At 60.6% G+C, this 16759-nt stretch carries 11 protein-coding genes and 1 pseudogene; 9 read left to right on the top strand and 3 right to left on the bottom strand.

The window, feature by feature from the left end; genetic code table 11:
- Both GPS82_RS08850 and GPS82_RS08845 read right to left on the bottom strand, forming a co-directional pair.
- Nucleotides 1–416: SDR family oxidoreductase (locus GPS82_RS08850; RefSeq protein ID WP_296493473.1), on the bottom strand; the 416-nt coding region annotated here is incomplete at its 3' end.
- Between the two features lie 12 nt (nucleotides 417–428).
- Entirely contained in the window at nucleotides 429–1880 is a 1452-nt protein-coding gene (locus tag GPS82_RS08845) for a DUF1254 domain-containing protein (protein WP_296493470.1), read from the bottom strand.
- A gap of 370 nt (nucleotides 1881–2250) precedes the next feature.
- Here GPS82_RS08845 and GPS82_RS08840 point away from each other — a divergent pair, with 370 nt between their 5' ends.
- From GPS82_RS08840 to GPS82_RS08815, 6 genes are all read left to right on the top strand, one after another.
- Nucleotides 2251–3531: an acyl-CoA dehydrogenase gene (locus tag GPS82_RS08840; protein ID WP_296493467.1), complete on the top strand. Its 1281-nt coding sequence runs from the start codon at nucleotides 2251–2253 to the stop codon at nucleotides 3529–3531.
- A 63-nt stretch (nucleotides 3532–3594) separates the two neighbouring features.
- A complete protein-coding gene (locus GPS82_RS08835; RefSeq protein WP_296493465.1) occupies nucleotides 3595–4725 on the top strand; it encodes a DUF5938 domain-containing protein in 1131 nt (376 codons plus the stop codon).
- Between the two features lie 14 nt (nucleotides 4726–4739).
- Complete coding sequence (locus GPS82_RS08830; RefSeq protein WP_296493463.1) at nucleotides 4740–6308, top strand: AMP-binding protein; 1569 nt, start codon at nucleotides 4740–4742, stop codon at nucleotides 6306–6308.
- A gap of 13 nt (nucleotides 6309–6321) precedes the next feature.
- Complete coding sequence (locus GPS82_RS08825; RefSeq protein ID WP_296493461.1) at nucleotides 6322–7764, top strand: wax ester/triacylglycerol synthase domain-containing protein; 1443 nt, start codon at nucleotides 6322–6324, stop codon at nucleotides 7762–7764.
- Nucleotide 7765: 1 nt separating this feature from the next.
- Complete coding sequence (locus tag GPS82_RS08820; RefSeq protein WP_296493460.1) at nucleotides 7766–8797, top strand: alpha/beta hydrolase; 1032 nt, start codon at nucleotides 7766–7768, stop codon at nucleotides 8795–8797.
- 166 nt (nucleotides 8798–8963) lie between these two features.
- The gene (locus tag GPS82_RS08815; RefSeq protein WP_296493458.1) at nucleotides 8964–10202 is read left to right on the top strand and encodes a thiolase family protein; all 1239 of its coding nucleotides are present in this window, start codon (nucleotides 8964–8966) and stop codon (nucleotides 10200–10202) included.
- A 14-nt stretch (nucleotides 10203–10216) separates the two neighbouring features.
- Here GPS82_RS08815 and GPS82_RS08810 read toward each other — a convergent pair whose 3' ends face one another.
- Nucleotides 10217–12922 (bottom strand): LuxR C-terminal-related transcriptional regulator, encoded by a 2706-nt coding sequence (locus GPS82_RS08810; protein WP_296493457.1) that lies wholly within the window; start codon nucleotides 12920–12922, stop codon nucleotides 10217–10219.
- A 382-nt stretch (nucleotides 12923–13304) separates the two neighbouring features.
- Here GPS82_RS08810 and GPS82_RS08805 point away from each other — a divergent pair, with 382 nt between their 5' ends.
- The 3 genes and pseudogenes from GPS82_RS08805 to GPS82_RS08795 all read left to right on the top strand — a co-directional run.
- Entirely contained in the window at nucleotides 13305–15137 is a 1833-nt protein-coding gene (locus GPS82_RS08805; RefSeq protein WP_296493455.1) for a DUF1302 domain-containing protein, read from the top strand.
- 15 nt (nucleotides 15138–15152) lie between these two features.
- Nucleotides 15153–16502, top strand: a complete 1350-nt coding sequence (locus GPS82_RS08800; protein ID WP_296493454.1) for a DUF1329 domain-containing protein — start codon at nucleotides 15153–15155, stop codon at nucleotides 16500–16502.
- 41 nt (nucleotides 16503–16543) lie between these two features.
- Nucleotides 16544–16759, top strand: a pseudogene (locus tag GPS82_RS08795) (glycosyl hydrolase); the annotation flags it as partial.

Below are 16759 nucleotides of genomic sequence, written 5' to 3'. Positions count from 1 at the left end.
CCGGATTTTTGCGCCATCATGTCCGGGGCATAGGCGCGGCAGCCATTGATCACGCCATTCAGGTTGACCGACAACATGGTGTCCCAGTCTGAGTCGCTCATGTCCACCATCTTGTTGGCATCGGCAATGCCGGCGTTATTGACCAACAGGTCAATGCCGCCCCACGCCACCACAACTTGCCGGCGCACTTTTTCCCATTGCGCCCTGTCACACACATCCAGCAAGAACCCCATGGCATTGCCGCCACGTTGCGTCACGTCAGCTACTGTGCGCTTGATCGCGTCTTCATGGAGGCCGGTGACCACCACATTCCAGCCGCGCTCGGCCAGCGCATGGGCCAGCGCTTCGCCAAAGCCGGTGGTGGCGCCGGTGATGAGTGCGCGTTTCTTGGGAAACCGGGTTTCCAGTTTTGACATGATGTGTTCCTTTTATTGGGCGACCTGCACCAACGGCGGATTCTTCCACTCGCCATTGAGCGCAGATTTGTCCGGCCCGTACAGGCGCAACACCAGGTAAATCGGGCCATTGGGCGCTGGCAGCCAGTTGGCCACCTTGTCAGCAGCAGGCGCGTCTTTCTGGAGGTAAAGCGTGATCGAGCCGTCGGGATTTTTGGCCATGCCTTCCAGCATTGGTGAGTTGATCAGGTAGCGGTTGATCGGGTTCTCAATCAAGAACTGCGTGGCGCCGTCGTACATGGTCAGCGACCAAAAGGCCCGGGCCGGTGGCAACTGGCCGGCAGCAAAGGTGAGCGTGTAGGTGTGTTTGCTGCCGTCAAGCGGCTCGCCATTGGGCAGCGTGCGCGTCATCGGGTACAGGGCCTCGGTGGCATCCAGCCCAAAGATGCCGGCTTTGGCCAGCGCCGCGCGCTGCAGCCAGTTGCCGGCAAAATGGGCGCGGTCGCCAAACGAGAGGGTCTGAAACTGCCAGCCGCTGCGCCGCTCGCCCGAATCGGCAATGGCTTTTGTCAGCTTGTCATCGCCGGCCTTCACGCCCAGGCCGAGTTGCTGCCGGTACTTGCCGGCAACGGCCTTGAACTGGTCGAAGTTGCCAGCGCCAATGCCGATGCTGGCGAGTTTGTTGCGGATGTCTTTTTCTTCAGGGCCGGCGGGTGCAAATTGCAGCGCAAAGTCAAGGTAGGCAAAGAAGTTGGTTTTGGCCAGGTCTTTGTCGATCTTGGGGAAATTGACCGTTGGCGCGGCAGGTGGTGCCGGCTTTTTCAGGAATGCCGAAAGAGTCTGCACGCGGTAGCCGGCCTGCACTTGCTTCACCGCCTCAATATCAGACGGGCCGATGAGCTGGGTGCGGAAGATGGTCAGCGAAAACTGCGTGGTCGAGCGAAACACCTTGCTGATGCCGGGCGGCACTTCACCCTGCCAGTCCGGGCCCACCGCCAGGTAGTTGCCCGGCGCATGCCCGGTGCTCAGTGAGCCAAAAATGCCGTAGTTGAAAGTGTTGCCGTCCACCAGCTGCACCGAGTAATAGCGCTTGGGGTCGACCGCGGGCACGCTGATCACCACCGGCTCGGCGCGCAGGTCCAGCCACGACATCGAATAAGGCGTGTCGCTGTTGGGCGTCACGATCACCGTGTCTTTGGGGGTCAGCACACGGGCCTCGTGGTGGAGCTGGTTGAAGGGCGCCTTGAACTGCGGCGATGCCTTGTCAACCGCATACGAATGCATGACCGCGTAATTCATGACGATGGGCAGGCCATAGATGTAGGCCTCTTCGGCCACCGACTGGATGCGGGCCGCTTCGGCGTCTGGCGCGGCCTCTTGGGCTTGGATGCCTGTGGCCAGGGCCGCCAGCGCAGCAGCCAGCAGCAAGACCTTGCCCCGCGGCCATAACGGAATTCTCAGACTGATGTGGTTAAACGTTTGCATTGAATTTTCTGTCAGTTATAGGAAGTTGTTATCTGCACGAAATGTCGCACGACACAAGCAGCCGACCATTTTGCTGCATCGGAAATCTGCACGGATTGTGGTTTTTGCGCGCCCCTGATGCCCCCCCCGGCGCGGGTGGTCGCACAAGAGAAGTGGCACCGGGGTGCGACGTCGCAGCGGGGCAGGAAGCCCCTGCTCCCCCCCGTTGCTGGGGGGGAGTTATGGCTGCAGCAGCCCTATATTTCAGGCTTGGTCATCAAGGCAGGTTGTAACCCGAGTCGCCACCTGCTGACCCATTCGCTGATCCCAGCGACGAATGAGCTCCCACCACAAACAGGCCGGCACCGACTGGCTGCACAGGAGAACGACGATGAAATTGAGTACCGACGTCAAGCTGCCGACCATCAGCATGTCCGGCTTCGAGACGCCCATGAGCGAAGAGGAAAACGCGATCCAGCACAGCGTGCACCTGTTTGCCAAAAACGTGCTGCGCCCGATCGGCCGTGAGCTTGACAAAATGACCGCCGAGCAGGTCATTGCACCGGGATCGCCCTTGTACACCGCCTATTTTGAGGCGGCAAAACTTGGCATCGACTCCGACCTGCTGACGCAAATGCCGCCCGACATGGCCGTGCGCGTTGAGTCCCTGATTGGTGAAGAAATGGGCTGGGGCGACGGCGGCCTGGCCATTTCCATTGGCGCTGCCGGCTTTCCACTGGAAATGGCCAAGGCCGTGGGAAACCAGGAACTCATTGACCTCTGCACCGGCAAGATCGGTTGCTGGATGATCACGCACCCCGACAAGGGCTCGGATGTCACGGTCTACGACGTGAAAAAAGACTGGGTCCCGGGCGTTCAGGGCAACAAGGGCAATATGTTCGCCCGCGTGGGCGAAGATGAGATCGTCATCAACGGCCAGTGCTCGGCCTGGGTCTCCAACGGCGCGGTCGCCCAGGTTGCGCTGGCCTACCTCAGCGCCGACTACGGCGACGGCTTTTTTGACAGTGACGGGCGGCCGTACGGTGCTGCCGTGATCATTCCGCTGGATCTGCCCGGCGTGTCCAGAGGCAAGCCGCTCGACAAAATCGGCCAGCGTGCGTTGCCGCAGGGCGAAATTTACTTTGACAACGTCAAGGTTCCCAAGCGTTTTGCGGTGGCCCTGAAAGAAAACTATTACGGCAACCACACCTCGGCCTGGTCCTACGCCGGCACACTCATGAGCCAGGTCTGGACCGGCGTGGCGCGGGCCGCCTTCGAGATGGCCCTGGCCTATTGCCATGAGCGTAAACAAGGTGGGCAAATGCTCATCGAGCATCAGCTCACCCGCTACCGCATCGGCGAGATGATGCGCCGGGTTGAGCTTTGCCGCGGCGTGGCCCGCCGCTCGCTCGCTTATGCGCGTCAGACACCCCAGGGCCATGCCTATGCGACCGCATCGGCCAAGGTGACCGTCACGCAAGAGGCCATGAAAGTGGTTGACGAGGCGTTCCAGTTGTTTGGTGGCAATGGCACCTCGCGCGACTACCCGATCGAAAAACTGTTCCGTGATGCGCGTGCCGCGCTGATCGAGGACGGTGAGAACTATGTGCTGACCATGCGCCTGGGCCGACTGGTGCAAGACCTGTACGCCGACGGCTGGACCCAGAACTGACCCCAACCCATCACCCCTTTCCCTTACCCCGCAAACCCAACTCACATCTAAGGAAGATACAAAATGGCAAAACATCAAGTCGTCGTCTATGGCGCCAGTGGCTACACCGGCATGTTGATCATGGACTGGCTCATCGACCAGAACATCCCTTTCACCGCCGTCACACGCAATGCCAAGCGCACCCAGGAGATGATGGCGCAGCGCGTCGTTCGTCTTGAGTCGGCTACCTACGAGATGCTTGAAGCCGAGCACAACGTCGAGTCGCTCACCCAAGCCTTCAAGGGTGCCAAAGTGGTCTGCAATACCGTGGGCCCGTTTGTCAACTTTGGTCTGGTTGCGGTAGAGGCTGCGCTCAAGGCCGGTTGCCACCACCTGGACACCACCGGCGAGCAATCCTACATGCGCGCCGTGCGTGACCAGTTTGGCGAGCTGTATCGCCAGGCCGGTTTGCTGGTGTCGCCCTCCCTTTCTTACATGTACACCTACGCCGAGATTGCGGCCGAGCTGGCGCTGGAAACACATGGCGTTGATGCCCTGGAAACCGCCACGATTTGCCGTGGCCCGCGCGACGTGGCCGGCGTTAGCCTGGGCTCCGCCGCCTCGATCTTCGAACTGTTGCGCACCGAGCAGTGCTACCTGTGGGAAAAGAAGCTGGTGCCGCATCCGATCACCGCCTCGTTCAATGTGATTGACCCCAACTTCATCAAGCCGGTGTTCAGCATCCCCTGGGGCGGCACGGCGCTACCGATTTACTTCGAACAAGACGCACGCGTGCGCAGTTGCTCGTCCAGCGTCGGCTTTTACGACAACCAGGTGATGCAAATGGTGCACGGCCTGTGCCAGAAGTGGGAAACCGAATACAAGCACCTGCCCCGCGAGCAGCAAGACGCGGTGGTCAAGAGCCTGGTCGAATCCACCACCCCCGTCATGCCCCCGCGCGAGCGCACCACCATCCAGCGCACCGTTGACGTGGCCATCGGCCGCGGCCAACTGGCTGCGGTGCGCGCCACCGTGCATGGCATCACGCCTTACATTGCCACCGGCGCCTTGCAGGCGGCCGCTGCCATCAAGCTGCTCGACGGCGAAACTGCCAAGGTTGGCTTTGCCGCCGGCTGCAAGGCGTTTGGCCACCGCTACCTGCTCGGCTTCCTTGAGCAGCGCGGCCTGGCCCGTGCCACGGTGCAACAACTTTAATCAGGACCAACAGCATGGCCATCATCGACTTCTTCGACCGCGGCTGGCGCAGCAACCCCACGGGTGCCGCCTACATCCAGGACGATCGCCCCTACAGCTTCACTGAAGTGGGCGAGCTCTCCTGCCGCATCGCCAACGCCTTGCTCGCCAAGGGTTTTCCCAAGGAAACCAAGGGTGCCGTCTGGGCCACCAACGATGTGACCGCCTGGACCTGCACGTTGGGGCTGTGGCGCGCCAACATGACCTGGATTCCGGTGGGCGCGCGCAATTCGGCTGACGAAAACCACTATGTGCTTGATGCCTTTGACTGCGAAGTGCTGTTCTTCCAGCAGTATTTCGCCACCGTGATTGCCGAACTGCAGCCCCGCCTGCCCAAGGTCAGGCACTGGATCTGTGTGGATGGCGACGCGCCTGAAGTGGCCAGCGCGATGTCGCTGACCAGCTGGATCGCGGGCCAGCCGGCCACGCGCCCCCATCTGGCGGTTGACATGGACGATGTGGTCATGCTGTCGTCCACCGGTGGCACCACCGGTAGCCCGAAGGGTGTGATGAACACCCACCGCAGCGCCCAAACCTTTTGCGCCCACTTCATGATCTCCTGCCACTATGGGGCCGAAGACAAGCCGGTCAATCTGGCCGCCGCGCCCATGACGCATACCGCCGGCCTGCTGTCGCTGCCTTGCACCGCGCTCGGCGGCACGGTGGTGGTGGTGACCAAGCCCGACCCGGCCGTGCTGCTTGGCGCCATTCCCAAATACAAGGTGACCGAAGTCTTCTTGCCGCCCACGGTGATCTACCGCCTGCTGGACGTGCCTGATCTGGGCAAAAAGGTTGACTTTTCTTCGGTCAAGTATTTCCTGTATGGGGCAGCGCCGATGTCAGTCGAAAAACTCAAGCAGGCCATTGACGTCATCGGCCCGGTCATGATGGGCGGCTACGGTCAGACCGAAGCGCCCGCATCGATCTCGTTCCTGCCACCAGGCGAGCATTTGTCGGGCGGCAAGAAAGCCTCCGACGAGCGTTTGTCTTCGGTGGGTCGGCCCAATCCGCTGGTGCATGTCGAGATCATGAACGACGCCAATCAAATCCTGGCCCAGTGCGAGACCGGCGAGATTTGTGTGCGCGGCGACCTGGTCATGAAGGGCTACTACAAGGCCCCCGAAAAAACCGCCGAGACCATCATCGACGGCTGGCTGCATACCGGCGACATCGGTCACATTGATGCCGAGGGTTACCTGCACATCACCGACCGCAAAAAGGACATGATCATCTCGGGCGGCTTCAACGTGTACCCGAGCGAAGTCGAGCAGGTGATCTGGGGCCACCCGGCGGTGCAAGACTGCGCAGTGATCGGCGTGCCCGACGAAAAATGGGGCGAGGCCGTTAAAGCGGTGGTGGAGCTCAATCAGGGCCAAAGCGTCACCGCCGAAGAACTGATTGCCCTGTGCAAGGACAAGCTTGGTTCGGTCAAGGCGCCCAAGACCGTGGAGTTCATTGCTGCCTTGCCGCGCAGTCCGGTTGGCAAGGTGCTCAAGAAAGACATCCGCCAGCAGTACTGGAATCAAGCCAACCGAAAAATTTAACAAGGGGCCCATGATGCTCAAAATGATGCCCCTGGACATGTCCTGGTTCTTGCTGGAATCCAAGGTCGTGCCCGTGCATGGTGCCTTTCTGTATGTGTTTACGCCGCCAGAAGGTGCCGCTCCCGACTACGCCAGGCGCCTGCTGCGCGCCATGAAGCGGCGTGCGGTGGGCGCGCCCTTCAACCTGCGCCCGCAATGGAAGCTGGGCACGCTGCCGCACTGGGAGGAAGTAGACGTTGATCTTTCCCAGCATGTATTCGACAGCCGGTTACCCTCCCCCGGCACCAATGCGCAACTGCTGGCCGCCGCCGCTGAGCTGGCCGGCCCGTCGCTGAGCTGGGACAAACCGCTGTGGCGCCTGCACTGGATCGAGGGCCTGGAGGGCGGGCGCTTTGCGTTCCTGTTTGTCGCCCACCATTCGCAGTGGGACGGCATCAGCATCTTTCGCCTGATGGGCGAGATGATGTCTGATTCGCCACAGGCCAAGACCTACAAGGCACCTTGGCAGGGCTTGTCGACCTGGGTGAAACAGGTGGCTGTATCCCATGAGCACACAGAAGCGCCCGAGATGCTCAGCAGCGTCGGCAAGGCTGCCAAGCTGGTCAAAAAATCGGTTGGCGTGGCCGCCGAGCTGGGCAAGGTGTTTTTGCAACAAGGCTTGCAGGCCACGGGCGGGCGCCACATCGCCTTGCCGCTGTCGGCCCCCGAGACCCGCCCCGAGCGCAATGGCTCCAGCGCACGCACCTATGGCCTGGCCAAAATTGCGGTCGAGCGTATCAAGGCGCTCGCCAAGGCGACCGACACCACTTTCAACGATGTGATGACGGCCGTGGTTGACGCGGCCTACGCGCGTTACCTTGAAGAACTGGGCATGGAAGTGACCAAACCCATGATTGCGATGGTGCCGATGGCCATCAAGATTGCGGGTGCCGGCAACCAGCTCTCTGGCGCGCTGGTGCCGCTGGGCAAGCCCGGTGCCCAGCCGCTGGAGCGTCTGGCCACCGTCAAGGCCGCCATGGGCAGTGCAAAAGCCGAAATTGGCTCACTCGACGCGGCGGGTGCCAAGCTGTTTGCCATGATCAACATGGGCTTTGCGGCGGCGCCTGACCTGATTCGGGTGGGTGAGCGGCTGCCGGTCACAGCCAACATGATGATCTCCAACCCCTACGGCATGCCCACCACGCTGTACCTGAACGGCAGCCATCTGGACTACTTTGTGCCCTTCATGGGGCCGTCGCTGGGCACGCGCCTGATGTACGGCATTTACACCTATGCCGAAAACACCTATGTGTCGATCACGTCCCTGCAATCGGTGGTGGCCGACATGGCGCGCTTGAGCGAACTGGTGCAGATGTCATTTGACGAACTTGAACAGGCGGCCAGCGCCTTGAGCGCCAAGGCTTCAAAACGCGCCACGCCGGCGCGCAAACGCAGCCCAAAACGGAGTGCCACCTGATATGGCGGTTGAACAAATCAGCACCAACTTTGATACCGTTTTCCCGAGTCCACCGGCGCGCCTGAGCTGGAAAGCGCGGGGCTTGCTCACGTTTTACCGCCACGTCGTCAAAAAGATGCTGCCCGGGCATGTTGAACTGGCTGACGCCAAAGCCATGATGGTCAAGCTCGACCGCTGGTTGGGGGGCAGTGGCGGCGACAGCGGTTTTGATCGCAAGAGCGTGGGGGCCAACGGGCTGGCAGCCGAATGGATCAGCCTGCGTGGCACCCACACGAAACGCGTCATTTTGTATTTGCACGGCGGCGGCTTCATGCTCAGCACGCCGCACCTGCATGGTCGCCTGGCCGCGCGACTGTGCAAGCTCCTGGGCGCCAAAGCGTTTTTGCCGCATTACCGGTTGGCTCCCGACCACCCACTGCCTGCCGCCCACGAAGACTGCCTGGCCGCCTACCGCTGGTTGATTGTTGACGGGCATGACGCCGCCAACATCATCCTGGCTGGGGACTCCGCCGGCGGCATGCTGGTGCTGTCCACGATGCAGCGCATTCGCGATGCCGGCTTGCCGTTGCCCGCTTGCGGCGTGATGTTTTCCCCGGGGAGTTGCGTGGACTCGATGCGCGAGCTCGATGCGCAGTCCACATTGGCCGATCCGATGATCGGGCCCGGCATGCTTGAGTTGTTGCAGCGCGTTGTGGTGAGCCATGTGGGGCCGTACGACCCGGCCATATCCCCTTGCGCCGGCAGTTTGCACGGCTTGCCGCCGCTGCTGTTTCAGGCCGGCAGCACCGAAATGCTGCTGTTTCAGTCGCGCAAGGCGTTTGCCCTGGCGCGTGCCGGCGGCACCTATGCCGAATTGCAAGTGTGGTCAGAGATGCCCCATGTCTGGCAGGCGGTACATTGGCTGCCCGAAGCGGAGCAGGCGCTCGCCTGTGTTGCCGACTTTGTCACCCGCCTGGGCGGTGCCGACTGGCAAGGCATTGAATACAAGCTACCGGATGCGGCTGCCTTGCAGTCTGAAGCCACCTTTAGCTAAGGGCTTGGCAGCCTCCCCCCCTGTTCTGGGGGGTCTGATTTGGCCCCGGCAAACCTAACATACCCCCCATGTTTTCATGCTGCCTTGGCATGAGGAAACGACTGGAGAATTTTGCAATGACATACCGCCACCTGAATCACCATGAGACCCAGAGCGGGGTTGCGTTATGACGACTGTTTATATCGCCGGCATCGCCATGACAGTATTTGGCCGTCACCTGGAAATTCCGGTGCATGAATTGGCCAGAGAGGCGCTCAACTGCGCCGTCAAGGACGCCAATTGCAAGATTTCCGACATTGGCGTGGCCTTTTATTCGGGCATGACCCAGGGCTTCCTGCAGGGACAGTTCAGCATTCCCGGCCAGGTGGTGTTCAGCAAAATCGGCATCGACTCGATCCCGATTTACAACGTCGAAAACGCCTGTGCATCGGGCAGCACCGCATTCAATCTGGCGATCCATCACCTGCGCGGCGGCAGTGCTGACGTCGCGCTGGCCTTGGGCGCCGAAAAGATGAACATTGCCGACAAGCTCAAGGCATTTTCACTCTTCGATGCAGGCTGGGACGTTTCGCGGGCCGATGAACATTACCAGACCCTGGTCAAAATGGGCGAAGGCGTTGAGGTTCCGCACGGCTCGGAGTCGGACCGGCCCTACAGCAAGTTCATGCAAATTTATGCGGCTTTTTGCCGTCATCACATGAAGCATTACGGCACCACCCAACGACAACTTGCTGCTGTTTCCTCCAAGAACCATGGCCACTCGGTGCACAACCCCTATTCGCAAATTCGCAAGGCGTTCACCATCGACGATATTCTTGCCGCACCGCCCATCACCTACCCGCTGACATTGCCCATGTGCTCACCCCTGTCGGATGGCGCTGCCGCCGCCATCCTGTGCACCGAAGAAGGGCTCAAGCGCATTGGCGCCGACCGCAAGCGTTGCATCAAGGTGGCTGCCAGCGTGGTCCGCAGCTTCAGTCACCGCAGCCTGGAGCAACCCGAATTGCAAATCAGCCGCCTGGCGGCACAACAGGCCTATGAGCAGGCGGGTCTGGGCCCGCAGGACATGAGCGTGGCCGAGGTGCACGATGCCTCTGCCATGGGTGAAATCATTCAGGTCGAAAACCTGGGCTTTGTGCCGCTGGGCCAGGGCGGGCCGTCGGCCGAGCGTGGCGAATTCACCCTGGGCGGGCGCCTTCCCGTGAATCCGTCCGGCGGACTCGAATCAAAAGGCCATCCGCTGGGCGCCACCGGATTGGGCCAGTTGTATGAGCTCACCACCCAGTTGCGTGGCGAAGCCGGTGCCCGCCAGGTGCAGGGTGCGCGACACGCGATACAGGAGAACGGTGGCGGCCTGCAAGGCATCGAGGAAGCGGCCGTGGCCATTCACATTCTGAGCAAGTGAGCCGCGTCTGACGATCAGTGTTCAATGAGCCCCATGATGCGGGCCCGGGCCACCAGGTGCTTGCGGCTGCCGGCATTGAGCTTGCCAAACAGGTTTTTCAGGTGCCACTTGATGGTCTCGTCGCTCACGCTCATGGCCAGCCCGATTTGCTTGTTCGACAGGTTGCTGGCCAGCAGCTTGATCACCTCAAGCTCCTTGGGTGACAACAGCGATTTTTTGGCAACACGCGCCACTGCCGCCTGGCGCGGTTTTTCTGCGGGCGCGGCCAACGGTTTTGCCGGGTCGGCCCTGTCGCCAACGGGTTGGGCGTGTCCCGGGCCCAATTTCAGTTGATCGGCCCACTCGACCAGATCGGGGTGGGTGTCGGTGAGCACGCGCGCCAGTCCCCACAGTTCGGCCATGCCGTGTGCTTCGCGCAGCAGCGGCTCGCCGTCTTCGCCGCAGCGCTTCATGGCTAGGGCTTTCAGCAACTGGGTGCGCAAGATTTCTCGCCCCTGGCGCAGTCGGTCAACAATCGGGGCAATGGCATTTAGAAGCTCAAGTGCCTGTTTCCAGGCATTGCGCGCCACAGCGGCATAGGCGCGCGCCATGCCAATCTGGAATTCAATGATCGGCGCCAACAGGCCCCATTTGTGCTCGCCCAGGCTGCTGACAAAGGCGTCGAGCTTGCGGGCGGTCACGGCGCACACATCGCCGCGCCTGAGCAGCGCATGCATCCGGATGCGCTCACCCAGGCTGACGATGCACAAGCGCGGCAGATGGCGGGCTTGCCCCAGGTCAAACAGGTAGTCCAGCAACTCCAGCGCGTGCTGCTCGCGGTTGCCTGCCAGCTCTACCCGTGCCGCCGTCACATAACCCATGGCAATCGCATCCGGCGGCGTGCACCGTTCCAGAATATCGAGTCGATTGGCGACCAGGGTGGCTGCCTCTTCGGGCTGGTTGCACTCCCACAGGGCAGAGGCCAGTGCCACGGCCAGCATCACCGCAATGGGGCTGCGCCGCCCAGAACTCTGCTCGGCACGCGCCAGGGCGGGGCGCAATTTTTTGGCGCCCAGCTCAACCTGGCCTTCCCACAGGTAGCTCATTCCGACCAGCCAGTCGCGCCAACCCAGCGTGTAGCCACCCACCGTGTCGACGTTCTGCAAGCTGGCCAGGGCGTAACGCGCCTGCTCGGGTGCGCCGCGATAAATGGTCAACACCGCCAACTGGTTGGCGCCGATGAGCTTGTGCAACATCGATTGCGGTGGCAGGGCCTCATACCACGCCGCCACAAAGGGCCCCATGCTGTCGATGTCGTCGGCAAAATAAGCGGCGGTGGCACAAATTTCGGCGCTCTCGCATTTGTCGCCATCAGCCGCCGCCGGGTCATTGAGGATGGACTCGACGGTTTTAGCCGCTTCGGCGTAGCGCTCACTCTGCGCCAGAATCCAGCCCACCGCCAGCCGCAAACTGGTGCGCCGCATGATTTCCGCAGCGGGAAGGCGCTCCATCCAGAAGGTGACCAGCGAGACATTGCCGCTGGCCGTGACTGCGTGCAGGCAGCGCTCCACCAAATCGTAGGCCAGTTCATCCTGGCCGGCTTTGAGCATATGGCGCGCAGCGGCCTCAAAGAGCCTGTGCGCTTCCAGCCAACGACCCGCGCGGGCATGGTAGTCGCGCTTTTGCGGCTCCGGCAAGGTCTCAAAGCGTTCCAGCAGGAACTCACGCGCCAGCGGATGGATGCGCATCCATTCGCTTTCCACACCTTCAATGAAGATGGGGGTCAGTTCGCACAATTTATTCAATGTTTGCGCGCTTGTGGCTTCGCCGGTGATCGCCACACACAGGTCGGGCGACAAGTCATTGACAAACGAGACTTTCACCAGAAACTGCGCCATGGGCTCCGGCAGGTGGCTCACCAAGCATTCCACAAAGTAGCGTTGCATGTCGCTGGACTTGACCGAAAAACCGGCGATGGCCTCCTGGATGTCGGCACTGCGCTCGATGGATGAGATGGCAAGCTGCACGCCCAGTGACCAACCTTGGGTCAACTCGTACAGGCGCACGCAACTGTCCATGGTGATGCGCTGGCCAAAGCGCGCACGCAGCAGCAAAATAATTTCATCCAGGTCAAAGCGCAAGTCTTGGTCCAGGATCGTGGCAAAGCGCCCGCGCGACGACAACTCCGCCATCGGCAGCGCTATGGCTTTGCGTGAAGCCAGCACAATCTTGAGGTTGGCTGGCGCATTGAGCAAAAGGTAGACCAGTGACGAGTTCAGGGTGACTTCGGGCAAGGCGTGCACATCGTCAAGAATCAGCAGCGTTTCAACAGCCATTTCGGCCACCTCGGCGAGCCAGCCGGTCAAGGCGGCGAGCGGGCTCATTTCAGACCGTGTGTCCCAAATCCAGGAATTGCCAAAAGTGGTGCGCCCGCTGCTGGCGCGCATGGCATAGGTGAGCGCCACAATAAAGCGGCCGTCGTCGTCCAGGCTGTCCAGCGTAAGCCAGGCCACCACAGCGCCCGTCTGCAGGGCTTCCTTGCGCCATTGCGCCAGCAAAGATGTTTTGCCTGAACCGGCAGTGGCCTGAATGGCCACCACGCTCTTGTCTGCAAAAGCGATGTTTTGGCTGCTGAGCCGGCCCCGTTCCAGCACGGTCCTGGGAATCCTGGGTGGCGTGATCTTTAAAAGGAGTTGCGGGTCACCCCCCCCGGAGGGCAATGGCTCAGACCGCTTGTTCATCTAGTCATCCTCATCCAATAAAAAAGATCAGACGCTTGACGCCTTGAATTTCCATTTGGCAGCAACGACAACCCCAATAAGGAGGCAGGAGCCACTCTTTACTCATCCATCCATTGTGGAGCAGAAACAACTGGTTAGGGTTTCTCCCAATCCATCCCGAGATGCCGCTATCTAATGTTGATTTGAGTTTGCGGAAAACCGATATCGCGATATTGCTTTATGCAAGAAACTTCTTCCTCCCCCCGATTGACGATGAGGTTCGAAGCTCAGGCCGTCATCACCACTCGCCCCCCTTAGTCGGGGGGGGTTCCAAAAGGAATTCTGACTCAGAATTCAAACTGCTTCTTTGAGATTTTTAACGCGTAATAACAGGAGACAACACATGCAACATCAGACCCTTCTTAAGTGTCGCACCGGTGCCCGGCTGACGGCTGTGTCGGCAGCGGTGCTTGGCATGCTCGTGCTGGCAGCAGCACCGGCCCAAGCCATGGAATTCAACACCGGCAACCCCGACCTTGAGGTGCGCTGGGACAACACCGTGCGTTACAACCTCGGTGTTCGCACCGGTCAACAAAACAAGAGTCTGGTTGGCAATAATCCAACCTACGACGAAGGTGAGTTCCGCTTCGACAATGGCGATTTGGTTGCCAACCGCCTCGACCTGCTGTCTGAGCTGGATCTGGTTTACAAGGGCAAGTATGGTTTCCGCGTGAGCGGTGCGGGCTGGTATGACAACGCCTATAACGATGGCAAGGCCAAGCGCAATCCGGCGCTTCCGGCGCAGATTCCTGGCAGCTATGTTGGCGACAACTACTCGGCTTACACCGATCGCTACTACGCGGGTCCGTCGGGTGAGATTCTGGACGCCTTTGTGTTTGGCACCTTTGACGTGGCCGACGCGCCGCTGTCGCTCAAGGCCGGCCGCCACACCGTGTTCTGGGGTGAGTCGCTGTTGTTGGGCGGCGCGGTGCACAGCGTGTCGTATGCGCAGTCGCCCATCGATTTGGGCAAGGGCTTTGCCACGCCGGGCGCGGAAGCCAAGGAATTGTTCCGACCACTCAACAGCATTTCGGGCACTTACCAGCCCACCACCGAGTTGTCGCTGGGAGCGCAATACTTCCTCGAATGGGAGTCGTTCCGCTACCCTGAGGGCGGCACTTTCCTGGCACCGGGCGACCCCATCTTCAATGGTCCGCAGCAACAGTGGACGGCCTTTGGCGTTGTGCCCCGCACCAGCGCCAATGAGCCCGAAGACCGTGGCGAATTTGCCCTGGCTGCGCGCTGGTCGCCAGAGGCGTTGGATGGCACCCTGGGCTTCTTCTACCGCAACTACACCGACAAGCTGAATGGCGTGTTTGTGACTGGCGGAGGGACGCAGACGGCGACAAACCCCCTGAGGCTGCAGTACGGCCAGTTCTATGGGGAAAACATTGACCTGTTCGGCATGAGCTTGTCAAAAAGCATCGGTGGCGTCAGCATCGGCACAGATTTCTCTTACCGGAAAAACACGCCGCTGAATTCGCAACCCCTGGGTTTTACACCGAGTGGTCTGGTGGGTCCGCTAAGCGCTTTCACGCAGGCCCTGTTCCCAAATGGGGCGGCGAACGTCACGCTCAACGACAACAGCTACCAGGCGCGCGGCAACACCTATCACTTGGTGGTCAACGCGCTGGGCATCGTGCCCAAGACGCCGCTGTTTGACACCGCCAGTTATGTGGGCGAGCTGACCTATAGCAAGCTCGACAAGATCACCGCCAACCAGGACATGTACTACGGTGAAGGGTATGGTGTTTGCAACCCGAAGCTGGCTGCGTCGCCGTCGCCACAAGTGCGTGGGCTGTACAAGGATAGTGGTGATGGTTGCGCGACAGGCCGCAGTTTTGGCCTTGCGTTCAACTTCACGCCGGTCTGGTTCCAGGTAATGCCGGGGGTCGATTTGTCGATGCCCATGAGTTATTCCAAAACCCTCTCGGGCAACTCGCCAGTGACGCTGGGCGGCAATGAAGGCAACGGCAACTACAGCATCGGGCTTTCGGCTGACGTGCAGTCGAAATACCGATTCGACCTGAAATACGTCGACTTCTTTGGCGATGTCAAAACCGGAGCTATCAGTCCTGCCTTGCCAGGCCTCACCGGCGTCACCGGTTTCAACGGCCTGAGCACCCTGCTCAAGGACCGTGGACACATCATGTTCACATTCAAGACCACCTTTTAACAAACCGAGGCATTCATGAAATTCTCTAAAAAACTCATCACCGCCGCGCTTGGCGCGGCATTTGCCGGTTCGGCACTGGCTGCTGTCAGCGCAGACGAGGCCAAAAAACTCGGCACCACGCTGACTGCCGTGGGCGCCGAGAAGGCCGGCAACAAGGACGGCACCATTCCCGCCTACACCGGTGGCTTGGCATCGCTGCCGGCGGCTTTCAAGAAGGGCGATGGCCTTCGTCCCGACCCGTTTGCCAATGAGAAGCCGCTGTACTCGATCGATGTCAAAAACATGGACAAGTACGCCGACAAGCTCACCGAGGGCGTGAAGGCCCTGATGAAGAAGTACCCGACCTACCGCATTGACGTGTACCCGACCCACCGCACGGTGGCTTTTCCCAAGTTTGTGACTGACAACACCGCCGGCTGTGCCGTGACTGCCAAGACCACCAACAACGGTCTGTCAATGGAAGGCTGCCATGCGGGTTATCCGTTCCCTATCCCCAAGGACGGTTATGAGGCCATGTGGAACCACCTGGTGCGTTTCCGTGGCCAGGGCACCAACCTCAAGTACGACTCTTACAACGTCGATTCATCGGGCCGGGCCTCGTTGTCAACCTCGGGCAAGCTGTCGCAAGACATGCCTTACTGGGACCCCGCGCAGAAGGGCGCTGATGTTCTCTTCAAACTCAAGATCACCTACACCGGCCCGGCACGCCGCGCCGGCGAGGCGCTGATGGTGTTCGACCATCTGGATCCAGTGAACAAAAGCCGTCGCGCCTGGCAATACCTGCCTGGTCAGCGTCGTGTCAAGCTGGCACCAGATGTCGCCCACGATACGCCCAATGTGGGCACCGCCGGCGCCTCGACCTATGACGACGCTTATGTCTTCTCGGGTTCGATGGAGCGTTTCAATTTCAAGCTGATCGGCAAGAAAGAGGTGTACATCCCCTACAACACCTACAAGATGGCTTACGCTTCAAAGGCCGAGGATCTGTTGAAGCCCAACCACCTCAATCCTGACCTGGTGCGCTGGGAACTCCACCGGGTTTGGGTGGTTGAAGCCACCCTCGCCGAAGGCAAGCGCCACATCTACAGCAAGCGCACCTTCTACCTTGATGAAGATTCGTGGGCGGCTGCAACCAGCGATCAGTACGATGGTCGCGGTCAGCTCTACCGTTCAAGCTTTGGCTACATGGCGCCCAGCTACGAGGTGCCAGCGCCCTTCGGCGACCTGCAGGGGAACTACGATTTCATTGCTGGCTTGTACGTGATCAACGGCTACACGGCTGAAAAAGGTGGCGTGCGCCACGGTGACATGTTGCCTGAAAAAGAATGGTCGCCTGACGCACTGGCCGGCAGCGGCGTGCGCTGATAGGGCAGATTTCAAAATAGCAGTCTGATGGAGAGAATTCAATGTTGAAGACAAGTCGTACATGGCTGGTTTTGGCAGGTGTTTGCGCGATGGCGCTCGCCTCTCCAAGCCAGGCTGCTTTTCAGGATCCGCTCGACGTCCCTGCGGTGCAGAGCAAACTTGCACCCAAGGGGCTTATCAACGGGCTGGCCTATGCGGGCAAACGCATGGTGTCGGTGGGCCAGCGCGGTCACATCCTTTACTCGGATGATGTCGGT

Source organism: Rhodoferax sp. (genome assembly GCF_011391645.1).
In the GTDB taxonomy this organism is placed as follows: Bacteria; Pseudomonadota; Gammaproteobacteria; order Burkholderiales; family Burkholderiaceae_C; genus Rhodoferax.
The sequence above is the reverse complement of the archived record's forward strand: the minus strand, read 5'-3'. Positions and strand labels throughout refer to the sequence as shown.